Genomic DNA, 25,878 nt, shown 5'->3' with positions numbered 1-25,878 from the left:
AACCGCGTGGCCTATTACGAAAACAGCGAAGACAAAAGCAGCCAGGGCGCCAAAACCCACTACCGCTACGACAGCCGTGGCAACCGAATCCAAAGCCTGGATGAGACCACCGGCCGCCAGATGGACCTGTACTGGGACACCGGCAACCAGCTCGTGCAGGTACAGGTGCAAGAAAGCGGCAAACACCACCTGCAGCACTACCGCTATGACGCGTTTGGCAGGCGCCTGGCCAAATACAACCACCCCGCCAACTCAGCAGCCAGCCACGAGAGCGGCACCGACTACTTTGGCTGGGACGGTGACCGGCTCGTGCACACCGAGCGGTTCAACGCTACCAATAACCAAGACAACAACGGCGCAGCCCAGCCCGAAATCATCCACACCATCTACGAGCCCGGCAGCTTTACCCCGCTCATCCAGCTGCGACGCGCAACCAAGGCCCCGCCAGATCTGGCCGACCAGCTGCTGTCCAACACCCAGCCCGGCCTGGTGCAAGACGCCCTGCGCGGTGTGCTCTCCGATATCAAAGCGATGAATGCCTCCATGCAGCACAACATCGCCATCCAGGCGATGCCCCCAGATGTGCAGCGCTTTATGTTCGAGCAGTTCCAGGAGCTGGAGCAGACGGTGACCAGCCAGCGCGAGGAAGCGGCGCAAAGCATCGAGATACGGCATTACCTGTGCGACCACCTGGGCACGCCCCATGCACTGATCCGGGAAGACACCCACGTGGAGTGGGCGGTGCAACTAGACGCCTGGGGCAATGTGCGGGTGAAGCATAACCCCAGCGGGCTGTACCAGCCGATCAGGCTGCCAGGGCAGCATGCGGATGCGGATACGGGGCTCTATTACAACAGGTATCGGTATTATGAGTCGAGGATGGGTAGATATATTAATCAAGATCCCATTCGTCTGGCTGGGGGATTTAATATCTATGCATATCCCATAAATCCAATTTCATTTTACGACTCGATAGGACTGCAGAAAGTTTCGATAGGAAGAAGGAACGGCGGCTCGCAAAAGGCATCTCTATTATTCGATCAAACCTACCCACAGGTCGACCTGGACATTCAGACAGCCAAAACAATATCCTTGCCCCAATATGAAATTGGGGGAGCGGCAAACGGTAAAAAGCCGTGGCAGGAGTTGAGTCCTTACGATTACACACAGTACTGTAAAAAATGGAGCAAAAGCAACCTGTCATGCACTGCAAAAGATAAGGAGCCTGGTCGAGATGTTAAAAATGCATCTAACTACATGCCAAGCGATCGGCCTTGGAAAACCTCTGAAATCCCATCTGGATACTCATGTGATTCTCCTGCATATTTCCCGGAATTGGAAAGTGCCGGGAACGCTGCAACTGCAGATGTCACAGATTATGCTGATGCGGCAGCAAAAATTTTAAGAAATAGAAAAGGATCAAGAAAATGATATTAAAAAGAAATTTGATTTTCATAGTTGCGTTATTGTGCGCCAATGCTATTGCTAATAATGAAACCATTTCAAGTAAATGCGATGCAATTTATTATGAAAATGGGTTTGCTGCAGGTTTTCCAATTATTAAGAAGAAAGAATATTGGGAATGGTATAAAAAATCTCATCCAGAATATATTTGGAGCATGGAGCTGGGATTTTACAAGGATAAAAAATTCACCAGCGTTGGCCTAGGTATTTCCATATCAATTGGCACCATGAACTTAAAATCGACACCCAAACAAAATGGAAACTTAGAAAAGCTTATTAATTTTTCAACAAAAAATGCCTTTTTAACGCAGGATTCAAAACTATATTCAAATAAAATACTTCGCGATCAAATCTTATATCGCAGCCAAGTTTTCGCTAGGAATATTGACGATGATATGATTATGATTGGAACGGCGGATGCCGGGCTATTGAAGTTATTCAAAGAATATAACCCCACCCACATGCGGCTCAAAGCGAGTCTTCCTGAGAGCAAGGAATCTTATACATGCTACCCCCAAATAGAAGTTGCTCCATAGGCGTCTTACAAACGCAATATGCGTACATTTGCTATATGAAAGTTATACAGTGAGAATTCTCTATGTTTTTATTGTTTTATTTTTATGAACTCCGCTTCTGCTTACGTCATAAGTGAAAGAGAGATAAGATTAAGTAAAATAGCTGCAAGTGTCTTCCAAGATAAAATCACCTCAGGAGAAATAGCAGGTTTATACAAGGCGATCTCAAATCCGAAGTGCAACACCTGAACCTCAGGTAACTTGCACAGATGACTTCACGATATACGCACTTACAGCCAGAAGATCGCCTGACCCTTGCATCGCTGGTGCAGCAGGGTGTTAGCCAACGAGCCATTGCCCGGCTGCTTGGGCGCAGCCCCAGCACCATCTGCCGTGAACTCGCCCGCAATGGCTCGGCTGCCCATGGCTATGCCTGCAGGCCTGCCCAGGCATTCTGTGACGCCCGCCGCATTTCTTCTCGGCCTTTGCCCAAGCTGCACCCCGATGGCGCTCTGTGGCACGTCGTCTGTCATCTTTTGCTCTGGCGTTGGTCTCCCCAGCAAATTGCCCACACACTACAGAGCATGCATCCAGTTGATCCTAGCTAGCATGTGTCCCATGAGACGATCTACAACGCAATCTATGCATATCCCCGTGGCGAGCTCAAGAAGCAGTTGATTGCGTTGCTGCGCTGGGGGCGCAGTGGCCGCAGACCTCGCACAGCAGGGCAAGATCGGCGCGGTCAGATCCCCGACATGGTGAGCATTCATGTGCGCTCCCCCCAGGTAGATGACCGGCTGATGCCCGGTCATTGGGAGGGGGATCTGATCAGGGGCGCGGGCAATCAGTCTGCAGTCGGTGTGCTGGTCGAGCGCAGCACGCGCCTGGTGCTACTTTGCCGCATGCCTGATGCCACAGCTCAATCGGCTTTGGCTGCATTCACGGCCAAGCTCAATCAAGTAGCCCAACCCATGCGCCAGACGCTCACCTACGATCAGGGTAAGGAGATGGCACGCCACCGGGAGCACACCAAGGCAACCGGAGTTCGGGTCTACTTCTGTGATCCGCACAGTCCCTGGCAGCGGGGCAGTTGCGAGAACACCAACGGATTGCTGCGCCAGTTCCTTCCCAAAGGAAAGGACCTCAGTGTCCATGACCAAGATGCGCTGGACTCGATTGCCGATATGCTCAACAACAGGCCGCGCCAAACGCTGGGCTGGAAATCTCCGTACCAAGCATTCCAGCAGTTCATGCAGGCAATTGCACAGCGCAAAGACGCTAGCAGTCACTGACTCTGAACTAATCTCAATCAGGGGGTGTTGCAGTTCAAGTTTGAGACCGCCCAGCCATTCACCAGGCAGGCAACGAAGCGGGTCGCCTGACACCGCATCGATACCTAAAGGAAAGGAATCGGCAGAATTCCCTAAGCTCCCTCGCCCGCCTCAAGACCCCCGGTACGTCGAATAGCTCCAGGGGCTGACCAGCAGCGGCACGTGGTAGTGCTGGTCGGCATGGGCCACGCCAAAGTCCAGGTTCACCTGGTTCAAAAAGTTGGGGCTGGGCAGCTCCACGCCCTTGGCCGCAAAGTAGGCTGCCACCTCAAAGCTCAGGCGGTAGGTGCCGGGGCGCAGCGTCGCATTGTCAAACAACGGGGTCTCGGTGCGTCCGTCGTGGTTCAGGGTTTCGCGGCGGATGAGGCGAGCTTCGCCGCCATCGGTGGCGTACAGCGCAATGTCCATGCCCGCAGCGGGGCAGCCGTGCATCGTGTCGAGAACGTGGGTGCTCAGGCCCATAGGTAAATCTCCTGATGATTCTGGGTAAGATCGGACTGGTGATGTGCACTAAAAGTGTATACACTTTTTGTCATTCGGCCTACTATCCTGACATGGAATCCACCTCAACGTCCACCATTGCCCAAGCCCTGACCCGTGCCATCGTCGAGCACCGGTTGCTGCCGGGCACCAAGCTGGCCGAGCAAAAACTCGCCGACCACTTTGGCGTATCGCGCACCCTCGTGCGCCAGGCGCTGTTCCAGCTGTCGCAAAACCACCTGGTCACGCTGGAGCCCGCACGCGGCGCCTTTGTGTCCACCCCGTCCGTCACCGAAGCGCGCCAGGTCTTTGCCGTGCGCAAGATGCTCGAAGCGCAGATGACCCGCAGCTTTGTCGAGACCGTCACGCCCAAGCAGATCAAGGTCCTGCGCGAGCATGTGCGGCAAGAGGCCGCCGCCGTGCACCGCGCCGATGTCACCGAGCGCACCGAACTCTTGGGCGACTTCCATGTGCGCATGGCCGAGCTGATGGGCAACGAAGTGCTGGCCCAACTGCTGGGCGATCTGATCTCGCGCTGCGCGCTGATCACCTTGATGTACCAGTCGGCCAGCGCCGCCGCCCACTCCCATGAGGAGCACGAAGAGATTGTGCAGGCCCTTGCCCGCAAGGATGCCGAAGGCGCAGTGCAGCTGATGATCGCGCACCTGGAGCATGTGGAGCAAGGCCTGCAGTTCGAACGCGAGATTCCCAGCAACGATTTATCCATGGCTCTGTCCTCGATCACGCTATGACCTACGACGCTACCACCCCCTACCCCCGCGACCTGATCGGCTACGGCCGCGATCTGCCCCATGCCCAGTGGCCCCAGGGCGCACGCATTGCGGTGCAGTTTGTGCTGAACTACGAGGAAGGCGGTGAAAACCATGTGCTGCACGGCGACCCGGGCAGCGAGCAGTTCCTCTCGGAAATGTTCAACCCGGCCTCCTACCCGGATCGCCACATGAGCATGGATGGTATCTATGAGTACGGCTCGCGCGCCGGCGTCTGGCGCCTGCTGCGCGAGTTTGAAAAGCGCGGCCTGCCGCTGACGGTGTTTGGCGTGGCCTCGGCCCTGCAGCGCCACCGCGAGCTGGCTCAGGCGTTTTCCGATCTGGGCCATGAGGTGGCCTGCCACGGCCTCAAATGGGTGCATTACCAAAATACGCCCGAAGAGGTCGAGCGCGCCCATATGCAGCAGGCGATGGACATCTTCCACAGCCTCTACGGCAGCCGCAGCACCCACGGCCTGGGTTGGTACACCGGCCGCGACAGCCCCAACACCCACCGCCTGGTGGCCGACTTTGGTGGCTTTACCTATGACAGCGACTACTACGGCGACGACCTGCCCTTCTGGATGAAGGTCGGCAAGAGCGATGGCAGCGCCGCGCACCAGCTGATCGTTCCCTACACCCTGGACTGCAACGACATGCGCTTTGCGCTGCCCCAGGGCTACTCGCATGCCGATCCCTTCTTCCAGTACCTCAAGGACAGCTTTGATGTGCTGTACGCCGAAGGCGACCCGGCCGGCGAGAACCGCCCCAAGATGATGAGCATCGGCATGCACTGCCGCCTGCTGGGCCGCCCGGGCCGCATCACCGCACTGCAGCGCTTTTTGGACCATATCCAGCAGCACCAGAACGTCTGGGTCTGCCGCCGCATCGACATTGCCCGCCACTGGGCCGAGCACTTTCCCGCCCCCACGCTTTGAAAGATGACACAGCGCCGCGCCCGAGCGAAAAGAAGCGCTAGTACTCCATCCATTCGATAGGAAACACATGGCCCTGACCCTGGAACAACTCAACCAAGCCACGCCCGATACGGCGCTGGTCATGCTCGATGGGCTGTACGAGCACTCGCCCTGGATTGCCCAAGCCGCGCTGGCCCAGCGGCCCTTTGCCTCGCTCGCCCAGCTCAAGCACGCGATGGTGCGCGTGCTGGCCCAGGCCCCGGTCGATGCGCAGCTGGCCCTGATCCGCGCCCACCCGGAGCTGGCGGGCAAGGCCATGGTGGCCAACACCTTGACGGCAGAGTCCACGCTGGAGCAAAACCGCGCCGGTCTCACCCAGTGCACGCCCGAGGAGTTTGCGCAGATCCAGCAGCTCAATGCGGACTACAACGCCCGCTTTGGTTTTCCGTTCATCCTGGCGGTGCGCGGGCCACGGGGCCTGGGCCTGGCCAAGCAGGAGATCATCGCCACCTTTGCGCGGCGCCTGAACCACCACCCCGATTTCGAGCGCAACGAGGCGCTGCGCAATATCCACCGCATTGCCGAGATCCGCCTGAACGACAAGTTCGGCTATGAGCCGGTGCTGGGCAATGACGTCTGGGACTGGCAGGAGCGCCTGGCCCAGCACAGCGACGAAGGCTTTGCCGAAAAAGGCCAGCTCACCGTCACCTACCTGACCGATGCCCACCGCGCCTGCGCCCAGCGCATCAGCCACTGGATGCGCGACAGCGGCTTTGACGAGGTCGAGATCGATGCGGTCGGCAACGTCGTGGGCCGCTACCGCCCCGTGCAAGAGGGCGGCAAGTACCTGCTGACCGGCAGCCATTACGACACCGTGCGCAACGGCGGCAAGTACGACGGGCGCCTGGGCATCTTTGTGCCGATGGCCTGTGTGCGTGAGCTGCACCGCGCCGGCAAGCGCATGCCCTTCGGTATCGAAGTGGTGGCCTTTGCCGAGGAAGAAGGCCAGCGCTACAAGGCCACCTTCCTGGGCTCGGGCGCATTGATCGGCCACTTCAACCCGCAGTGGCTGGACCAGGCCGATGCCGATGGCATCACCATGCGCGAAGCCATGCAGCACGCCGGCCTGTGCATTGACGACATCCCCAAGATCCAGCGCGATGCCTCGCAGTACCTCGGCTTTATCGAGGTACACATCGAGCAGGGCCCGGTGCTGACCGAGCTGGATATTCCGCTGGGCATCGTCACCTCGATCAATGGCAGCTCGCGCTATGTCTGCGAAATGGTGGGCATGGCCAGCCATGCCGGCACCACGCCGATGGACCGCCGCCGCGATGCCGCCTGTGGCGTGGCCGAGCTGATGCTGTATGCCGAGCAGCGCGCCGCGCAAGATGGCGATTCGGTCGCCACCGTCGGCATGCTCGAAGTGCCCAGCGGCTCGATCAACGTCGTACCCGGCCAGTGCAAGTTCAGCATCGACATGCGCGCCCCCACCGATCCGCAGCGCGACGCGCTGGTGCGCGATGTGATGGGCCAATTGGAGGCGATTGCGCACAAGCGCGGCCTGCGCTACCGCGCCGAGCAAACCATGCAGGCCGCTGCCGCCCCCAGTGCCGCCGCCTGGCAGCAGCGCTGGGAAAAGGCCGTGGCCGCCCAGGGCGTGCCGCTGTTCCGCATGCCCAGCGGCGCCGGCCATGATGCGATGAAGCTGCACGAGATCATGCCCCAGGCCATGCTCTTTGTGCGCGGCATCAACAGCGGCATCAGCCACAACCCGCTGGAGTCCTCGACCGCCGATGACATGCAGCTGGCAATCGACAGCTTCAGCCATGTCCTTCAACAACTAGAAAACGAAACCGTATGACCACGAACCACGCCACCTACGCCGCCCTGGACCAGTGGATTGACCAGCACTTTGACGAGCAGGTGCAGTTCTTCCAGAAGCTGGTGCAAGTGCCTACCGACACGCCACCGGGCGACAACACGCCCCATGCCGAGCGCACCGCCGAACTGCTGCAGGCCATGGGCTACACCGCTGAAAAGCATGAAGTGCCCCAGGCCGATGTCGAAGCCTACGGCATGACCTCGATCACCAACCTGATCGTGCGCCGCCCCTTTGGCGCAGCCGGCTCGGGCCGCACCATTGCACTCAACGCCCATGGCGATGTGGTGCCGCCCGGCGAGGGCTGGAGCCATGACCCCTATGGCGCCCGCATTGTTGACGGCAAGCTCTATGGCCGCGCTGCTGCAGTGAGCAAGTGCGATTTCTCCACCTTCACCTACGCCTTGCGCGCACTGGAGGCCGTGGCCAAGCCCAGCCGGGGCGCGGTGGAGCTGCACTTTACCTACGACGAAGAGTTTGGCGGCCTGCTGGGCCCCGGCTGGTTGCTGGAAAAAGGCCTGACCAAACCCGACCTGATGGTCGCTGCCGGCTTCAGCTATGAGGTGGTCGTCGCCCACAACGGCTGCCTGCAGATGGAGATCACCGTGCACGGCAAGATGGCCCATGCCGCCGTGCCGCACACCGGGGTGGATGCGCTGCAGGCCACCGTGGCGATCATGAACGACCTGTATGCGGAAAACACCGCCTACCAAAAGGTCTGCTCTAAGGTCGAAGGCATCAAGCACCCTTACCTGAACATTGGCCGCATTGAAGGGGGCACCAACACCAATGTGATCCCGGGCAAGGTGCTGCTCAAGATCGACCGCCGCATGATCCCCGAGGAAAACCCGGTCGAGGTCGAAGCCCATATCCGCCAGGTGATTGCCAAGGCGGTGGAGCGCTTCAACAACGAGCGCGGCTACCAAGGTGACGACGCCGTGCGCATCGACATCAAGCGCCTGCTGCTGGCCAATGCGATGACGCCGCTGGCCGGCAACCAGCCGCTGGTCGATGCCATCCAGGCCCATGGCGAAGCCGTGTTTGGCGAGAAGCCCCCGGCTGTGGGCACGCCGCTCTACACCGATGTGCGCCTCTATGTGGAGCGCGGCATTCCCGGCGTGATCTACGGCGCTGGCCCCCGCACCGTGCTGGAGAGCCATGCCAAGCGCGCCGACGAGCGCCTGGACCTGGAAGACCTGCGCCGCGCCACCAAGGTCATCGCCCGCTCGCTGGTCGATCTGTTGGCCTGATCCAACGCGGCGCCCGGCTGCGCCGCCTCACCTGTTTTTGCATCCACCGCCCCCAGGCCCCGCGCCTGGGGGCGGTTTTGCATGGGGCGGCAGGCATTTTTGTGAACGAGCCACGCGCATCCAACCGGCCACTCCCCATCGCATGGTGGCGGCTTGAGGGTAATCAGGGGGGTGCGCCATCAGCGCATGTGTATACACTTTTTGTATGGATTTTTAAGACATAACACTGGCTTTTCTGGTCAGAAATTCCCCGCATGAGGAGTGATAAAGATGCAGTCTGACAAACACCCCGTCGACCAGGTGCTGCCCCTGGGGCGCCTCACCACCTTGGGCTTGCAGCATGTGCTGGTCATGTATGCGGGGGCCGTGGCGGTGCCGCTGATAGTAGGGCGCGCACTCAACCTCGATTCCCACCAGATAGCGAAGCTGATATCGGCTGATCTCTTCGTCTGCGGTCTGGTCACCCTGATCCAGGCCTGGGGAGCGACCCGCTGGTTTGGCATCAAGCTGCCGGTGATGATGGGCGTGACCTTTGCCAGCGTGGCGCCGATGATCTCGATGGCGCAGACCACAGGAGGCGTCTATGGCGCAGGCCTCATCTTTGGCTCGGTCATCGGTGCGGGGGTCATATCGATCCTGATCTCACCGCTGGTCAGCCGCATGCTGCGGTTCTTCCCGCCGGTCGTCACCGGCACCATCATCACGGTGATTGGCATCAGCCTGATGCGCGTGGGCATCAACTGGATCTTTGGCAACCCGGTGGGCCCCACGGCGCCTTCCGTGCCCAACCCCGAGCATGTCAAATGGCTGCAAAGCGCCCAGATGGCCGCCGGCGCACCCGGCTCGGCGCTGCCACCCATCCCACACGGCTTGGCCATCCTGCCGTCCGTGCCCAACCCCCGCTATGCGGACCTGAGCGGCGTTGGCATCTCCGCGCTGGTGCTGGTCTCCATCCTGCTGATCACCAAGTTCGCCAAGGGCTTTATGGCCAATATCGCGGTGCTGGCCGGCATTGTCATCGGCGCCATCGTGGCCTCGGCCATGGGCCTGATGACCTATGAAAAAGTGGCGCATGCCGAGTGGTTTGACTTTGTCATGCCGTTCGAGATCGCGATGCCGGTGTTCGATCCCATCCTGATCCTGACCATGACTCTGGTGATGGTCGTCGTGATGATCGAATCGGTGGGCATGTTCCTGGCACTGGGCGACATGACCAACAAGGAAGTGACCCCCGCCGACCTGACCCGGGGCCTGCGCACCGATGGCCTGGGCACCTTGCTGGGTGGCATCTTCAACACCTTCCCCTACACCAGCTTCTCGCAAAACGTCGGCCTGGTCGCAGTCACCGGCATCCAAAGCCGCTTTGTCTGCGTGGCCGGCGGCTTTATCCTGATCATTCTGGGTGTGCTGCCCAAGCTGGGCGCGCTGGTCGAATCGCTGCCCACGATGGTGCTGGGCGGCGCGGGCCTGGTCATGTTCGGTATGGTGGCCGCCACCGGCATCCGTATCCTGTCAAATGTGGATTTCCGCCATAACCGCTACAACGCCATGGTCGTTGCCGTGTCCATTGGCGTGGGCATGATTCCGCTGATTGCACCGCAGTTCCGCCAATGGATGCCCCACGCCATCCACCCGCTGATCGAATCGGGCATCCTGCTGGCCTCCATCTGTGCCGTCGCGCTGAACCTGTTTTTCAACGGCGCCAAACTCGACCAGGCCCAGATCATCAAGGCTGCGCAGCAAGCAGATGCCCACTGACAAGATTGCTGCGGTGCAGCATCGAAACTTAGGCCCACTGCCCCATAGGGGTGGGCCTGCGCCTTTATCATCAGCTTGGTTCACTCTGGATTGATTCACTCTTATGGCACAACAACTGTCCGCCGCCGAACAGGCACTGCGCGAAGCCGCACTCGAATACCACCGCAGCCCCAGCAAGGGCAAGATCTCCGTCACCCCGACCAAGCCGCTGTCCAACCAGCGTGACCTGTCGCTGGCCTATTCGCCAGGCGTGGCCTACCCTTGCCTGGACATCGAAGCCGATCCCAGCCTGGCTGCAGACTACACCTCGCGCGGCAACCTGGTGGGCGTGATCACCAACGGCACCGCCGTGCTGGGTCTGGGCGATATCGGCCCGCTGGCCAGCAAGCCGGTGATGGAAGGCAAGGGCTGTTTGTTCAAGAAGTTTGCCGGCGTCGATGTGTTCGACATCGAACTGGCCGAGCGCGATCCGGACAAGCTGATCGACATCATCGCCAGCCTCGAGCCCACGCTGGGCGGCATCAACCTCGAAGACATCAAGGCACCCGAGTGCTTCTACATCGAGCAAGAGCTGTCCAAGCGCATGAACATTCCGGTGTTCCATGACGACCAGCACGGCACGGCCATCATCTCCAGCGCTGCACTGCTCAACGGCCTGGAGCTGGTCAACAAGCAGATCGGCAATGTCAAGATCGCCGTCTCCGGCGCCGGTGCCGCCGCCATTGCCTGCGTCGATGTGATGGTGGGCCTGGGCGTCAAGCGCGAGAACATCTTCATGGTGGACTCCAAGGGCGTGATCTACGAAGGCCGCCCCGGCAACCTGGACGCCTCCAAGGCGCGCTACGCGCAAAAGACCGAGGCCCGCACCTTGGCCGACGTGGTCAACGGCGCGGATGTGTTCCTGGGCTGCTCGGCTCCCGGCGTGCTGACCGCCGACATGGTCAAGACCATGGCCGACAAGCCGATCATCCTGGCGCTGGCCAACCCCGAGCCAGAAATCCGCCCCGAGCTGGCCAAGGCCGTTCGCCCCGATTGCATCATCGCCACCGGCCGTTCGGACTACCCGAACCAGGTCAACAACGTGCTGTGCTTCCCCTACATCTTCCGTGGCGCGCTTGACTGCGGCGCCAGCAAGATCACCGAAGCGATGAAGCTGGCCTGCGTGCGCGAAATCGCCGCCCTGGCCAAGCAGGACGTGAGCGACGAAGTGGCCGCCGCCTACCAGGGCAAGGAGCTGAAGTTCGGCCCCGACTACCTGATCCCCACCCCGTTCGATACGCGCCTGATCCTGCGCATTGCACCCGCCGTGGCCAAGGCTGCACAAGAATCCGGCGTGGCAGCACGCCCGATCGAAGACATCGAAGCCTACCGTGAGAACCTCACCCGCTTCGTCTACCAGACCAGCATGTTCATGCGCCCGGTCTTTGCAGCCGCCAAGGCCAACGTGCAACGCGTGGCCTATGCCGAAGGCGAAGATGACCGCGTGCTGCGCGCCGTGCAAGTGGCGGTGGACGACGGCCTGGCCAAGCCCATCCTGATCGGCCGCCCCGCCGTCATCGAAGCGCGCATTGCCAAGGCCGGCCTGCGCCTGCAACTGGGCAAGGATGTGGACATCGTCAACCCTGAAGATGACCCGCGCTTCCGCCAGTACTGGGAGGCCTACCACGCGCTGATGGGCCGCAATGGCGTCACGCCTGAGGTCGCCAAGTCGGCGGTGCGCCGCTCCAACACCGTGATCGCCGCACTGATGGTGCACCTGGGCGATGCCGACGCGATGCTCTGCGGCGTGATGGGCCGCTTTGACCGCCACCTGGGCCATATCGAAGACGTGCTGGGCCACAAGACCGACGCCAACCGCCTGGCCACCGTGAACGCGCTGATGCTGGAAAACCGCACCCTGTTCATCGCGGATACCTACATCAACGAAGACCCGACCGCCGAAGAGCTGGCCCAGATCGCCAAGCTTGCCGCGCAAGAGGTGCAGCGCTTTGGCCTGCCCCCGAAGGTGGCCTTCCTCTCGCACAGCAACTACGGCTCGTCCACCCGCAAGTCGGCGCTCAAGATGCGCGCTGCCCGTGACCTGTTCGCCGCAGCCAACCCCGACATCGAATGCGATGGCGAAATGCATGGCGACGCCGCGCTGGACGAAAATGTGCGCGAGCGCACGCTCATCGAGTCGAGCCTGACCGGTGAAGCCAATGTGCTGATCTGCCCGAACCTGGATGCCGCCAACATCCTGTTCAATGTGCTCAAGACCACCGCCTCGCACGGCACCACCATCGGCCCGATCCTGCTGGGCAGCGAGGCACCCGCCCATGTGCTGACCCCCTCGTCCACCGTGCGCCGCGTGGTCAACATGACGGCCCTGGTCGCCGCCCAGGCCCAAGCGCGCAAGGAAGGCAAGTAAGCGCTGGCGCGGCGCCCGCCGCGCCTTTGCTTGCGCAGCAAGCCACAGCACCCCACACCAAAAGATAGCCCCAGGCATAGCGCCTGGGGCTTTTTTACGTCTGCACCGCAGCCCAGGCGCCCCTCAGCCCGCCCCCGTCACCAACCGGTCGAACAGCTGCGCATCGCCCATCTGGCCGCCTTTGAGCATCAGCTCCAGCCCATCGATGCGCGCATCATCGCTGCGCGCCACGCTCAAGGTCACCCCGGGCGCCAAGGTGCTGTGGAACGCCAGCCCCCACAGCCCCAGCGCCTGCGTCGCCAGGCTGGAGGTATCGCCGCCCGCAATGCCCAGGCGCCGCAAGGGCTGGCCTTGTGCTGCCACCAGGCGCAAGGTTTCTGCCACCAATTGCGCACTGCGCTGTGCCACCGCTGCCGTCGTGGCAGCGTCCACCACCTGGTCAGGTCGGCTGGTGTGCGCCAGCATAGGGCGCCCCTCGTGCAGCCCCTGGGCCAGCTGGACCGCGCAAGCGCTTAGATAGCCCTCTTCGGCCAACAGCCGGTCCACCTCCACCTCCCGCTTATCAAACTGCTGGCTGGCCGCGATCTGCTGGCTGGATACCGGCGACAGGCTGCCCACCAACACCAGCACCGGGCCCTGCGCGGGTGCCAGCGGTTCAGCCACTGGCAGCGCTCCCAACAATCCCAGTTGGCGCCAGCCGGCTATCAGGCACTGCTCCACGCCGCTGGGCCCCACGGCCAGCAACGGCGACTGCTGCGCGCGCGCCCACAGCAACGCGCCAATCTGCGGCAGCTGGGCTTCGTGCACCAGGTCGATCAGCAAGGCATCCGGCACAGGGCTTGCGCCTTCTTGCGCCTGCATCCAGTGCAGCAGCACGTCGGCATCGGCCCCCGCCAGCTCCAGCTGCCGGGTGCTCAGCAGCCGTATATCGGCCAGTCCCTGTTTGGCCAGGTGCAGGCGCAGATCGGCCTCGTCCATAGGAGTGACGGGGTGCTGCCGCATGGTGGGGTGGCGGTCAATACGGTGAACCGCGCCCCCCGGCCCGGCCTGCGCAAACAGGTTGCCAAAGGCGCAAAAGCGCCCAATATTGGGCTGGCCGCCAACGATGACCGCTGGCGATGCGGGTGCGACCTTGCGCAAGGCCGCCACAGCTGCACCAATGCTACCCACATGCGGGGCGCTGTCAAAGGTGGAGCAGCATTTGTAGTGCAGCAGCGGCGCGCCGCTGGCGGCCATGAACTGCGCCACCGGTGTCAGCACCTCGGCCATTACGGCCGGCGGCAGGCTGCGGGCCGCACCGGCGATGCCAATGGCCTGCAAGGGCCCGGCCTGGGCCCGTTGCGCCTCGGTCGGCACATCCAGAAAAAGCAGAGACCGCAGGCCCGCCTGCGCCACCGTGGCCAGGGTGTCGGTCGCACCGGTAAAGTCATCGCCATACCAGACGACAGCGGGCTTGCCGCGCAGCAAGGTGTCCAGCATGTTGCTTACCTATCCGCGCTTGCCAAAAAACTGCAGTGCGCGCGCCAGCTCCGGCGCATGCCAGGCATAGTCGTCCAGGCTGCTGCATTCGCGCACGGCAGCCCAGGCCTGGCGAATGCTCACCACGCCAGCGGCCGGGCCATCGGGGTGCGCCAAAATGCCGCCGCCCGACATGAACAGCAGGTCATCGCTCTGCAGCGCCGCCCAGGTGGCAGGCACCGTGCCCGCCCACTGGCCCGATGAGAACGCTGGCAGCACGCAGTCATCCTGCGCGGCAGACAAACGGCGCTGGCAGTCCTGTGCGGATTCCACCACCTCGGCATCAGGCTGCGCAAACTTGCCTTGCAAGCCATGCACATGCACATGGTCCACCCCGGCCAGGCGCCACAAGGTCTGGTAGGCCTGGTAGCCCATGCCCAGCATCGGGTCGCGCGACAGTGCGCCATAACCATTGCGGTGCGCATGCAGCGCCAAGGGCGTGTGGCGCCGCAGGCTTTGGATGCCCGACAGCCCGCACCAGTTGATGCTGGCCATCACGCAGCTGCCGCCCTCTTGCTGCACCAGATCGGCATGGCGCAGCATGGCGCTGGTCTCATCGGTGATGTTGAAGGCCACCATCACCCATTTGCCGGTGCGCTCCCGGTGCTCGCGGATCACGCGCATCACGGCAGGAATGCGCTCCTCAAGCGGTGCATGCGCCGGGTTGGCTGATACCTCATCGTCCTTGATAAAGTCCACACCCGCGTCGCACAGCTGCCGCACCAGGTCGGCCGTCTGCTGGGCCGATAGCCCCACATTCGGCTTGATGATGGTGCCCACCATGGCGCCTGCGCTGGCCCCAATACTGCGCCGGGTGCCGGCCACGCCCATCGTCGGCAGATCGAACTGGTCGCGGTAGTCCGGCGGCAGGTCTAGGCGCTCCAGCCGCAGGCCCGATACCTCTCCCAGGTCATACAGATTGCCGCTGACGGTGGCGGCCAAGGTGGGCAGATTGGCGCCCACATTGGCGATGGGGAAGGCAATGCGCACGCGGGCACGCTGCCAGTTGGCGCCCGCGCCATAGCCTTGACGCTCCAGCCAGGCATTGGGCAGGCTGGGCCGCTCTACCGTGCCCAGCGCTTGTACCGACAGCACCTGGGCACGCGCGCGCGCCCGCAGGTCATCGGTCTCGCCCGCCACGCGGGTGAAGGTGCCGCAGGATTGCTCACCGGCCATCACCTCGGCAACGGCCTCGGGCGCCAGCGGCGTCTCGATCAGGTAGCTGGCTTCAAAATGGGTAGATTTCATCGCATTTCCAGGCCCAGGGCGGGCCGGCCATCACAGGGTGTTGAGGTCAGGGAAAGGGCGCACGGGGTTCTGGCCGTCCCAGTCCTGGGAGGCCGCACGGATCAGATCAAACATCTTGCCCTTGGGGCCCATCACTTCGGACAGCTCGATCACCGTGCCCGGGTGGTACTCGGTGTCAAAGTAGATAAAGCGGCCGTTCTTGCCCACCTCGCCACTCATCTGCGGCTTGAAGCCCTGCGCCAGCAGGCGCTGCAGATCGGCGTCGTAGTCGGTGGTCCAGTACGCCACATGCTGCAGGCCCGTGCGGCCCGCGCGCAGAAAGTCGCGGTACATCGACGGCACATCGTTGCGCACCTGAATCAGCTCCACCTGCACAAAGCCCGAGTTAGCCAGCGCCACCGAGTTGTGCGGCTGGTAGCGCTCGCCTGCGTACTGGTAGTTCTCGATGGGCACCTGCGGGTTGTAGAACCAGGGGCCCACGCCCAAGGTCTCGCTCCAGTATTTCATTGCGGCCTCGATGTCGTCGACCACATAGCCCAGCTGGCGGATTTCTCCCAAAAAGCGGCTCATAGCTTGTCTTTCGTTTGTTGTAGGGTTGGTTGTTGCGTTGGTTGCATAGGCGCTGCCTCACGTGGGGTACACGCGATGCAGACCTAGACCGAAAAGCGGGCCCTGAGACCGCAGCCCGCTTTAAAGAAATCCGGTAGAAATCCAGGGGATGGCCGCCACAAAGAGCAGCCCGACGAACAGCGCCAGCATGTAGCCGCCGATAGGCCGAATGCCCTCGTTGGGGTTGACCTTGCTGATCGCGCAGGCGCCGTAGTAGCCCACGCCAAAGGGCGGCGCAAAGAGGCCAATGCCCATCGCAAAGATAACGACCATCGCGTAATGCACCTCGTGCACGCCCACCTCCTTGGCAATGGGGAAGAGCAGCGGGCCGAACAGTACGATGGCGGGGATGCCTTCGAGCACACTGCCCAGCACGATGAAGCAGACGATGGAGATCGCCAGGAACCCCCAGCTGCCGCCCGGCATGCTGGTCATCGCCTTGGCCAGGTCCGACGAGAAGCCCGACTGCGTCAGCCCCCAGGCCATGCCAGTGGCGCAACCCACAATCAGCATGATCGCGCCCGACAGCGAGGCGGTCTCCACCAGCATGGGCTTGAGGCGCCGCCAGTCAAAGCAGCGGTAGATGAACAGGCCCACCAGCACCGAATAGACCACGCCGATGGTGGACACCTCGGTCGCCGTCGCAATGCCCTCCACGACCGCGGCGCGGATCACAAAGGGCAAGGCCAGCGCCGGCAGCGCGATCACCAGCAAGCGGCCAATCTGCTTGCCGCTAAAGCGCTCCACACCGCTCAGGTCCTCTTTGCGGTAACGCCACCACACGACGCAGCACAGCGCAGCGCCCAGCACCACGGCAGGCAGCATGCCGCCGGTAAACAGCGCGGCAATCGATATGCCGGTGACCGAGCCAATCGTGATCAGCACGATGGACGGCGGAATGGTCTCGGTCTGTGCGCCCGTCGCTGACAGCAGCGCGACCAGATCCCCCTCCTTGGCGCCGCGCTTTTTCATCTCGGGGAACAGCACCGGCGCAATGGCGGCCATGTCCGCCACCTTCGATCCGGAAATGCCCGAGACCAGGTACATCGCGCCAATCAGCACATAGGAAAGGCCCCCGCGCACGCGGCCCAGCAGGCTGGCCAGAAACTGGATCATCGCCTTGGCCATGCCGGTCATCTCGATCAGCGAGCCCAGAAAAATGAACATCGGCACCGCCAGCATGATGAGATGCGACATACCCTCGTCCAACCGGCCCACCATCACCACCAGCGGTGTGCGCGTGGTCAGCGCCAGGTAGCCAAAGGTGGCCAGCGCAAACGAGAACGCAATCGGCACACCGGCAAACACCGTGCCCGCCACCACCAGCACAAAAAAGATCACCAGATTGAACTTGCCCAGGCTCTTGAACAGCGGCTGGCACAGCCAGAACAGCAGCACCAGCGCAGCCACCATGGCCACCGCCGCCAACGCCTTTTGCCAGGTCGTCTGCGTCATGAGGCGCAGCAAGGCCACCACGGCCATCAGGCCCATGCCCACCGGCAGCGCAGCGGCCCGCCAGGCATTGCTCAGCTCCATCGCCGGGGTGGTGATAAAGGCTTCTTCCTCTGCGTACTCGTAGGCGGGGCCCAGCACCATCAGCAAAAAGGCCAGCGATGCGGCCAGCGCAAAGGCCTCCAGCGCCGCGCGCAGGCCCGGCCGCACGTTGTTGATAAAGGCCGTCATGCGCATGTGCTCGCCCCGGCGCAGCGCCACCACGGCGCCCAGCATGGACAGCCACAGAAACATCAGTGAGGCCAGCTCATCGGACCAGACCAGCGGCTGGTGAAACACATAGCGCGCCACCACGCCGGCAAACAGCACGATGATTTCGGCCAGCACCAAGGCAGCGGCCGCCGTCTCGACAATGGCGCCCAGGCCTCGGTCAACGCCACGCGCGAGCGAGGCCAAGGCGTTGTCGGGCTGCGCAGCAGAGTGCCCCGCCAGCGCGGGGGTTGCAGGGTGGGACATGGCAATGCTCTTTCAGGGCGTAAAACAGAGCAGCGCTCAAGCGAGCTTGCCAACGGCGCCTTCGAGCAGGCTCCACACGTCCTTGCCAAAGCGGCCTTGCCAATCCTTGTAAAAGCCCGAGCTGCGCAGCGCCGCGCGAAAGCTCTCCGCATCGGGCTGGTTGAACTGCAGGCCCTTGCTGGCCAGATCGGCCTGCACCGAGGCATTGAGCTGGCTGATATCCGCACGCTGCGCCATGCCGGCATCGTTGATCGCCGTGGCCACGATCTTCTTCAGATCGGCTGGCAGGCTCTCCCACATGCGGCCATTGGCAATGAACCAGTAGCCGTCCCAGATATGGTTGGTCAGCGAGCAGAACTTCTGCACCTCGTACAGCTTGGCCACCTGGATGATGGGCAGCGGGTTCTCCTGCGCATCCACAATCCGCGTCTGCAGCGACGAATACACCTCAGAGAACTGCAGGCTGGCCGGCGCAGCGCCCAGGCCCTTGAACATCGCAATCGGCATCGGGCTCACCGGCACGCGGATCTTGAGGCCATCCATGTCCTTGGCGCTTTGCACCGCGCCCTTGCTGCTGGTGGTCTGGCGGAAACCGTTGTCCCACATCTTCTCGAACGCATAGAGCTTGCGCTTGGCAATCTCGGCCCGCACCATTGCGCCCAGCGGGCCATCCATCGCCTTCCAGACCTGGTCGTAGTTGGTAAACGCAAAGCCCACCGCGTTGATGGCCGCTGCCGGCACCAGGGTCGCAATCACCAGCGCCGATGGCGTGAAGAAATCGATACCGCCCGAGCGCACCTGCGCCAGCATGTCGGTATCACCGCCCAGCTGGTTGTTGGGATAGATGGCCAGCTCAACGCGGCCATTGGTTTCCTTGCGGATACGGTCGGCCGCCTCTTGCGCGCGGACGTTGAGCGGGTGGCTGAGCGGCAGGTTGTTGCCGTATTTGAGCGAGAACTCGGCCGCACGGGCGATCAATGGAAAGCCCGACACCATGCCCGCGGCAGGCAAGGCAGTCAGTCCCTTGATGAGGGAACGGCGGCTGAGTTCGGTCATGCTTGTCTCCTAGTATTTGATTTGAATTGATGTAATGGCACAGATCTCATACTGGAAGATATGCAAACGACTTGCTATAGTCAAACGCACAAAATGATTGAATCTGATGTTTTCTGATGCCTAGCCACCCAGCAATGCCCCCGCAGCGCCTCACGCTCAAGACCGTGGCCGCCCTGGCGGGCGTCTCCACCGCCACCGCCGACCGGGTGCTGAACCAGCGCCCCGGCGTGCGCCCCATCACCGTGCAGAAGGTGCGCCAGGCCGCGCAGGCGCTGGGCTACCTGCCCGATGCCCTGGCCGATGCCGCACCTCAATCTGCGCCCTGGAAGCTGGCCTTTGTGCTGCCCCAAGGCCAGAACCCTTACCTGCGCATGCTGGGCGACACCATTGGCTTTTCAGAAAGCCACCAGGCGCCGTTCAATGTGAAATGCCAGGTGGAATATGTCGAGAGCTTCAACCCCGAAGCGCTGGCCGCCACCTTGCTGCGCCTGGGCAAGCGCGTGCAGGGCATCGCCTTCATGGCCATCGAGCACCCGGCCGTGCGCGAAGCGGTGCAGCAACTCGCAGACCGGGGCGTACCCACCTTGACCGTCATCTCGGACCTGGACAACAGCGCCCGCATCGCCTACGTGGGGCTGGACAACCGGGCCGCCGGCCGCACCGCTGCCTACCTGCTGGCCCGCTTTATCGGCAGCCAGCGCCGCGATGCGCAAATCGCACTGATCGCAGGATCGCGCAGCTACCTGGCGCATGAGGAGCGCGAGGGCGGTTTTCTGCAACTGCATGCCGAGCAGTTCCCCGACATGCAGATCCTGGGCCTGCGCGAGAGCTATGACGATGCATCCCGCAACTACCAGCAGACCAAGGAGCTGCTGCAGCGCCACCCGCATATCGCCGGCATCTACAACATCGGCGGTTCATCCGATGGCGTAGGCCGCGCACTGCAGGAGGCCGGACGCGAGCACCAGGTCGTCCTCATCGGCCACGGCCTCACCCCCGACACCCGCGCCCTGCTGATCAACGGCACCATGGACGCCGTCATCACCCAAAGCCACCTGGGCATCATCATGAGTTGCATCCGCATGTTCAGCAATCTGCGCGACCAGCTCGACACGATGACGGCGGTGGACATCGTGCGGAGTCAGATTATTTTTCGGGAGAATTTGCCTTGAGGATCTCATCCAATCAAAGCCTAGGTCGGTACTAAAAACTCTCCCTACAAGTATCCGCCCGACTGCTGCAGAGTTAACGCTGCTTTTCTATCGGATCTGATCAAGAACTTGCTTTAATGCCAGCAATTGCTCTATAGCTTCAACCGCTGCATCGCTAGACGTCATGCCGTCAACACGCTTCAGGTTCAACCAGCCGCTCTCCTCTCGGCCGGGCCGTAAACCAATTTGTGCACGCATTTCGTTGGCAGAAGAAAGTATGGCCGCTCGCCGATCAGGCCTGACGTCGGCAAAATTAATATAGCTTCGAACGCCATACTTGTCGTCCGCATAACTCACATTGATGCCTGCTATATAGGACAAATATTCTTTTCCTGGATCGACCAACCGTTCCCATTCCCGCAGCGAGAAAGTAGTGATGACTCGCCGCTGATCCACATCCAAGTCATTGAACTTTTCCCCAAGAGCATTTTTAAAGGAGCCGAACAAGGTTTGCTTGAAGCATCGATCCCAAAGAACTGGTCGGCGGCAATACAAGTGAAATAATCGCGTTTCCGCCTTAGCTCGGTTGGTTGCCCCCCCCTGCTTCATAATTTCAAACAGTTCCTTTGCACGCTGTGTGCGTGCATGAGGTCTAACCAGAAGTCGCATTGCTTCCAGCACATCACTGTGTTTGCCAGCTACTTGGCTAATTAAAGTACCCAAGGTGCTTCGAGCCGCGGATTCTTCATCTTCGTCCTCAATGATCGAACGAAACTGGGCAAGAGCTTCACGTACATGCGGAGCAATAGACTCGCGTTGCTCAGTCAGCTTCAAGAGCTCCGCTAACCATGCGTACCCCACAGGCAGCCACGATTCATCTTTGGGTTCAGCTTCACTACTATCAAGATAAATGTGTATACCGCGATAGCTAGGAAATAGATTTTTGAGACCCTTGCGATACTCTTTTGTTTGGTCTGCACCTTCCTTGGCTCCAAACTTGTTTTCGATTGCGATATAAAGCCCGGCGAATGGGTCGAAAATCAGCACGTCCAGAAGTTTCTTTGAAGTGGTGCCAACATCGACTTCGGTGCTCACAACCACCGAAGAAAACGATTGTGTGTATACGCTGGCAGCGCTCAGAAAGCGACGGTCGTTTATTGGTAAATCCTGTGCTCTATCCGTCTGCCCAGCGTGTGCAAGGAGCGATCGAAGTGGCAGATCGCCAAGCCCATGGCCTTCTTCTGGGTCCATAAGCCAAGCTAGAAAGCGTGAGACATTGATCTCCTTAGGGTAGCAAATTCGCAGTGGTGCGGCAGTTGCGGACAACGACAGCATACGATGCACGTCGGTGTCTGCATACAACTCCTCAACTTGGTCCTCAAACTCCATGAAATTTCCTACAAAAAATTGAAATCGCTGCCCACATCTTTAATTTTCAGATCGTGACTCAAGTAAGAAATCGTATCCGCTCCTTGCTATTGTCTAACCGAAGATGAGCCAAAAATTCTTCTTGTCTTCATCCCTTTTTATGAAAGAAAGGACCTACACCATTCTCAAAACAGATGTTTTCGTCCCAGTCGCTCGAAACCAGCTATTAACCTGCAGCCTTCAACACGGCTGACCCAGCACGCAATTTTTCCGCCCCTCACATCTCATCAATCGCCGTACTTGCAGCGCTGCCCTGCGCCCCAGCGAGCCCTTCCCCCGCCTCAATCGCAAAGCGCTCCCGGCAGTTGATGTAGAAGCTCGCGCCAAAGCGCCCCACGGGGAAGAACTCCTGCAGGCGCACGCGCCATTTTTCGGTGTCGACCAGGCCGTCGCGCACGGCCAGCCATTGCACGCGGCCGATGAAGACGTAGCGGCTCGCGGTTTCCAGGGTTTCGTGCAGCACGCATTCGAAGGCGACAGGGGCTTGCACGATGCGTGGGGGGCGCACGCTTTGGGAAGGAGTTGCGGTTAAGCCCGTGTGGTCCAGCTCGCTCTCGTGCGGGGCCAGGCGGTCGCCGCAGCGGTGCATCGCGGCGGCCATCGCTTCGTCGGCGATATGCACCACAAACTCCTTGTCGCGCAGGATGTTGGTGGCAGTGTCCTTCTGCGCCGTATCCTGCAGCTTGTTCACGCTCAGCATCACCACCGGTGGGTCCTCACCCATCATATTGAACATGCTAAAAGGCGCGGCGTTGACGGTGCCGTCTGCCCCCAGGGTCGTCACCAAGGCTATGGGGCGCGGCACGATCAGGCTGGCCATCAGCTTGTAGCGTTCGTAGGTGCCCAGCTGGGCAAAGTCGATCTCGGTCATGGGCGCTTTCTCATCGTCTGAATGGCGCATTTTGCTTGCAATTGCCATGCCGGGCCGCCAGCGCCTCAGTAGCCGACCAAGCATGTATACAAGCTGCACCAAGCAGATGCGCGGCCATGCATCAGCGCGTGCACGCCCCGGCTGCATCACCTGGCATTTGCACCAGCCTGGTGCAACTACGCACGCCAATACAGGGGCTTACAAACTGGCACCGATCTTGCAAACGACCTTGTATGCAACATCGGAGGCCCCCCCATGCACAAGCGCAGTTTTCTGAAGACCACCGTCGCCGCTCTGGCACTGTCCTGGGGTGCGGCCCAGGCGGCAGATATGCCCATCAAGTTCCAGCTCGACTGGCGCTTTGAAGGGCCAGCCGCTTTCTTTTTGCAGCCGGTCGCGCAAGGCCTGTTCAAGGCCCAGGGCCTGGATGTGACGGTGGATGCCGGCAATGGATCGGGCGGTGCCGTGCAGCGCGTGGCATCGGGCACCTACGACATGGGCTTTGCCGACCTGGCCTCGGTGATGGAGTTCCATGCCAACAACCCCGATGCGCCCAACAAGCCGGTCGCCGTGATGGTGGTCTACAACAACACGCCGGCCTCGGTGATGGCGCTCAAGAAGTCGGGCATCAAGACCCCCGCCGATCTGGCTGGCAAAAAGCTGGGCGCACCGGTGTTCGATGCCGGCCGCAAGGCCTTCCCCATTTTTGAAAAGGCCAATGGTGTGAGCAACGTGGCCTGGACGGCGATGGACCCGCCGCTGCGCGAAACCATGCTGGTGCGCGGCGATGTGGATGCCATCACCGGCTTTACCTTTACCAGCCTGCTGAACCTGGAGGCACGCGGCGCCAAGGCCAGCGATGTGGTGGTGATGCAGTACGCCGACTATGGCGTCAAGCTCTACGGCAATGTGATCATCGCCAGCCCCAAGATGATCCAGGAGCGGCCCGAGGCGATCAAGAAGTTCCTGACCGCCTTTGCCCAGGGCGCCAAGGGCGTGATCGCCAACCCGGCCCAGGCGATCCAGTCCGTCAAGGCGCGTGATGGCATCGCCAATGTGGCGCTGGAGACGCGCCGCCTGCAGCTGGCGATCGACACCGTCATCAACAGCGCCGATGCCCGCAAGGAAGGTTTTGGGCGCCTGGACAGCAGCCGCCTGAGCCTGATGGCCGCCCAGGTCTCCGACGCCTATGGCACCAAGACCCGCGTCAAGGCCGAAGACGTCTGGAACGGCAGCTTTCTGCCGCCTGCCGCCGTGCTGGATGTGCTCCCCAAAAAGTAAGCCATCCCAACCCTCCTTTACCCCGTTTGCCCCCACCACCTGACGAGACCATCCCGTGAAAAAACGCAGCTTCCTCCACGCATCCCTCGCCCTGCTGGCCGCCGCCAGCACCTGCAGCGCCCTGGCCCAGCCGCTGACGCCGCTCAAGTTCCAGCTCGACTGGCGCTTTGAAGGCCCGGCCGCCCTCTTTGTGCACCCCGAGCAAAAGGGCTACTTCAAGCAGGCTGGTCTGGATGTGACGGTGGAAGCAGCAAGCGGCGCGGGCGCGATCCAGCGCGTGGCCTCGGGCACGCATGACCTGGGCTTTGCCGACCTGGCGGCGCTGATGGAGTTCCATGCCAACAACCCCGATGCGCCGATCAAGCCGGTGGCCATCATGGTGATCTACAACACCACACCGGCATCGGTGATGGCGCTGAAAAAGTCCGGCATCACCAAGGCCAGCGACCTGACAGGCAAGAAGATGGGCGCGCCGATTTTTGATGCGGGCCGCCGCACCTTCCCGATCTTTGCGCAGGCCAATGGCGTGGGCGCCGTGCAGTGGACAACGATGGACCCACCGCTGCGCGAAACCATGCTGGTGCGTGGTGATCTGGATGCCGTCACCGGCTACACCTTCACCAGCCTGCTCAACCTGGAGGCGCGTGGCATCAAGGCCGAAGACGTGGTCGTGCTGCCCTATGCCACCCATGGCGTGCAGCTCTACGGCAATGTCATCATCGCCAGCCCCAAGCTGATTGCCGAGAAGCCCGAAGCGGTGCGCGCCTTCCTCAAGGCGTTTGCGAAAGGCGCCAAGGAGGCAATTGCCGATCCGCAGGCCGCGATTGCCTCGCTCAAAGCCAAGGATGGCCTGGTCAATGTGCCGCTGGAGGTCAAGCGCCTCAAGCTCACCATCGACACCGCCATCGACAGCAAGGGCGCACGCGAAGAAGGCTTTGGCCAGCTGCGCCCCGAGCGCCTGGGTCTGATGGCCGAGCAGGTTGCCAAGGCCTATGAAACCAAGAATCCCGTGCCCGCCCAGGCGGTGTGGAACGGCAGCTTTCTGCCCAGCGCTGCCGAGCTGGACATCCTCCCCAAGCGCTGATCCCGCCGCCTGCAGGGCGCTGCCCGCGCCCTGCCCTTTTGAAGACGATTGCACCCTATGACGGCCTCCCTCCAAGACCCTGCCTTTGTTGAGTTTCGCGATGTCTGGCTGGCTTACAACGACGAGTTGCAGGCCAAGAACCAGTTCGCCGTCGAAGCCATTGACCTGCAAGTGCGCCGTGGCGAGTTCATCGCCATCGTCGGCCCCTCGGGCTGCGGCAAATCCACCTTCATGAAGCTGGCCACCGGCCTGCGCATGCCCAGCATTGGCAAGATCCGCATCGATGGCCAGCCCGTCACCGGCCCGCTCAAGATATCGGGCATGGCCTTCCAGTCGCCATCGCTCTTGCCCTGGCGCAGCACGGTCGACAATGTGCTGCTGCCGCTGGAGATCGTCGAACCCCACCGCAGCCAGTTCAAGGCCCGGCGCCAAGAGTACGAAGAGCGCGCCCGCCGCCTGCTGCAAAAGGTGGGCCTCGCGGGCTATGAGGACAAGTTCCCCTGGGAGCTGTCGGGCGGCATGCAGCAGCGCGCCAGCATCTGCCGCGCGCTGATCCATGAGCCCAAGATGCTGCTGCTCGACGAACCCTTCGGCGCCCTCGATGCCTTCACCCGCGAAGAGCTCTGGTGCATCCTGCGCGATCTGCATGCCGAGCAGCAGTTCAACGTCATCCTCGTCACGCATGACCTGCGCGAATCGGTGTTCCTGGCCGACTCCATCTACGTGATGAGCAAGAGCCCCGGCCGCTTTGTGGTGCGCCGCGATATCGATATCCCGCGCCCGCGCGATCTGGAGCTGACCTACACCAAAGAGTTCAGCGACATCGTGCATGAGCTGCGCGGCCACATCGGCGCCATGCGCAAGACCGGCACCGTGATCAACCAGTAAGC

At 61.6% G+C, this 25,878-nt stretch carries 20 protein-coding genes and 1 pseudogene; 13 read left to right on the top strand and 8 right to left on the bottom strand.

Annotated features, from left to right (window positions below; genetic code table 11):
• The 3 genes and pseudogenes from WH303_RS18900 to WH303_RS18890 all read left to right on the top strand — a co-directional run.
• The coding region (locus tag WH303_RS18900; protein ID WP_339520359.1) for an RHS repeat-associated core domain-containing protein at window positions 1–1,431 on the top strand (1,431 nt) is incomplete at its 5' end.
• Entirely contained in the window at window positions 1,428–2,000 is a 573-nt protein-coding gene (locus WH303_RS18895) for a hypothetical protein (RefSeq protein ID WP_339520357.1), read from the top strand. The genes WH303_RS18900 and WH303_RS18895, both read left to right, overlap by 4 nt.
• A gap of 248 nt (window positions 2,001–2,248) precedes the next feature.
• A pseudogene (locus tag WH303_RS18890) lies at window positions 2,249–3,271 on the top strand (IS30 family transposase).
• Between the two features lie 150 nt (window positions 3,272–3,421).
• On the opposite strand, the gene uraH reads toward WH303_RS18890, so the two are convergent.
• Window positions 3,422–3,772, bottom strand: coding sequence for a hydroxyisourate hydrolase (uraH, locus tag WH303_RS18885; protein WP_339520355.1), 351 nt, complete (start codon window positions 3,770–3,772; stop codon window positions 3,422–3,424).
• Window positions 3,773–3,864: 92 nt separating this feature from the next.
• On the opposite strand from uraH, the gene WH303_RS18880 reads away from it, so the two are divergent.
• From WH303_RS18880 to WH303_RS18855, 6 genes are all read left to right on the top strand, one after another.
• Entirely contained in the window at window positions 3,865–4,542 is a 678-nt protein-coding gene (locus tag WH303_RS18880; RefSeq protein WP_339520354.1) for a GntR family transcriptional regulator, read from the top strand.
• Entirely contained in the window at window positions 4,539–5,498 is a 960-nt protein-coding gene (puuE, locus tag WH303_RS18875) for an allantoinase PuuE (RefSeq protein WP_339520353.1), read from the top strand. Before WH303_RS18880 ends, puuE begins: the two co-directional genes overlap by 4 nt.
• Window positions 5,499–5,565: 67 nt before the next feature.
• Window positions 5,566–7,341: a 2-oxo-4-hydroxy-4-carboxy-5-ureidoimidazoline decarboxylase gene (uraD, locus tag WH303_RS18870; RefSeq protein ID WP_339520352.1), complete on the top strand. Its 1,776-nt coding sequence runs from the start codon at window positions 5,566–5,568 to the stop codon at window positions 7,339–7,341.
• Window positions 7,338–8,609, top strand: a complete 1,272-nt coding sequence (locus WH303_RS18865; protein ID WP_339520351.1) for a M20/M25/M40 family metallo-hydrolase — start codon at window positions 7,338–7,340, stop codon at window positions 8,607–8,609. Before uraD ends, WH303_RS18865 begins: the two co-directional genes overlap by 4 nt.
• A gap of 270 nt (window positions 8,610–8,879) precedes the next feature.
• Complete coding sequence (locus WH303_RS18860; protein ID WP_021027045.1) at window positions 8,880–10,367, top strand: nucleobase:cation symporter-2 family protein; 1,488 nt, start codon at window positions 8,880–8,882, stop codon at window positions 10,365–10,367.
• A gap of 103 nt (window positions 10,368–10,470) precedes the next feature.
• Window positions 10,471–12,774 (top strand): NADP-dependent malic enzyme, encoded by a 2,304-nt coding sequence (locus tag WH303_RS18855; RefSeq protein WP_339520349.1) that lies wholly within the window; start codon window positions 10,471–10,473, stop codon window positions 12,772–12,774.
• A 123-nt stretch (window positions 12,775–12,897) separates the two neighbouring features.
• Here WH303_RS18855 and WH303_RS18850 read toward each other — a convergent pair whose 3' ends face one another.
• The 5 genes from WH303_RS18850 to WH303_RS18830 form a co-directional block, all read right to left on the bottom strand.
• The gene (locus WH303_RS18850) at window positions 12,898–14,253 is read right to left on the bottom strand and encodes a four-carbon acid sugar kinase family protein (RefSeq protein WP_339520347.1); all 1,356 of its coding nucleotides are present in this window, start codon (window positions 14,251–14,253) and stop codon (window positions 12,898–12,900) included.
• 9 nt (window positions 14,254–14,262) lie between these two features.
• Window positions 14,263–15,540 (bottom strand): ribulose-bisphosphate carboxylase large subunit family protein, encoded by a 1,278-nt coding sequence (locus tag WH303_RS18845; RefSeq protein WP_339520345.1) that lies wholly within the window; start codon window positions 15,538–15,540, stop codon window positions 14,263–14,265.
• Window positions 15,541–15,570: 30 nt separating this feature from the next.
• Window positions 15,571–16,110 (bottom strand): VOC family protein, encoded by a 540-nt coding sequence (locus WH303_RS18840; RefSeq protein WP_021027048.1) that lies wholly within the window; start codon window positions 16,108–16,110, stop codon window positions 15,571–15,573.
• Between the two features lie 120 nt (window positions 16,111–16,230).
• Window positions 16,231–18,117 (bottom strand): TRAP transporter large permease, encoded by a 1,887-nt coding sequence (locus WH303_RS18835; protein ID WP_339520343.1) that lies wholly within the window; start codon window positions 18,115–18,117, stop codon window positions 16,231–16,233.
• Between the two features lie 36 nt (window positions 18,118–18,153).
• Complete coding sequence (locus WH303_RS18830) at window positions 18,154–19,173, bottom strand: TRAP transporter substrate-binding protein (RefSeq protein WP_339520341.1); 1,020 nt, start codon at window positions 19,171–19,173, stop codon at window positions 18,154–18,156.
• Between the two features lie 134 nt (window positions 19,174–19,307).
• On the opposite strand from WH303_RS18830, the gene WH303_RS18825 reads away from it, so the two are divergent.
• Window positions 19,308–20,345, top strand: a complete 1,038-nt coding sequence (locus WH303_RS18825) for a LacI family DNA-binding transcriptional regulator (RefSeq protein ID WP_339520339.1) — start codon at window positions 19,308–19,310, stop codon at window positions 20,343–20,345.
• A gap of 87 nt (window positions 20,346–20,432) precedes the next feature.
• Here WH303_RS18825 and WH303_RS18820 read toward each other — a convergent pair whose 3' ends face one another.
• Together WH303_RS18820 and WH303_RS18815 are read right to left on the bottom strand one after the other, a co-directional pair.
• Window positions 20,433–21,713, bottom strand: a complete 1,281-nt coding sequence (locus tag WH303_RS18820) for a PDDEXK-like family protein (protein ID WP_339520337.1) — start codon at window positions 21,711–21,713, stop codon at window positions 20,433–20,435.
• A 256-nt stretch (window positions 21,714–21,969) separates the two neighbouring features.
• Complete coding sequence (locus WH303_RS18815) at window positions 21,970–22,623, bottom strand: flavin reductase family protein (protein ID WP_027010938.1); 654 nt, start codon at window positions 22,621–22,623, stop codon at window positions 21,970–21,972.
• Window positions 22,624–22,878: 255 nt separating this feature from the next.
• Between WH303_RS18815 and WH303_RS18810 the strand changes: the two genes are divergently transcribed.
• From WH303_RS18810 to WH303_RS18800, 3 genes are read left to right on the top strand one after another with little or no spacing between them, the layout of a single operon-like run.
• Entirely contained in the window at window positions 22,879–23,904 is a 1,026-nt protein-coding gene (locus WH303_RS18810; RefSeq protein ID WP_339520334.1) for an ABC transporter substrate-binding protein, read from the top strand.
• A gap of 55 nt (window positions 23,905–23,959) precedes the next feature.
• A complete protein-coding gene (locus WH303_RS18805; protein WP_339520332.1) occupies window positions 23,960–24,988 on the top strand; it encodes an ABC transporter substrate-binding protein in 1,029 nt (342 codons plus the stop codon).
• Between the two features lie 57 nt (window positions 24,989–25,045).
• On the top strand, window positions 25,046–25,876 hold the full coding sequence (locus WH303_RS18800; RefSeq protein WP_339520330.1) for an ABC transporter ATP-binding protein: 831 nt from the start codon (window positions 25,046–25,048) through the stop codon (window positions 25,874–25,876).
• Window positions 25,877–25,878: the final 2 nt, after the last annotated feature.

Origin of the sequence: Comamonas sp. MYb69 (assembly GCF_037479315.1) — a bacterium.
Taxonomy (GTDB): Bacteria; Pseudomonadota; Gammaproteobacteria; order Burkholderiales; family Burkholderiaceae_C; genus Comamonas.
This window is presented reverse-complemented; position numbering and strand designations above follow the sequence as displayed.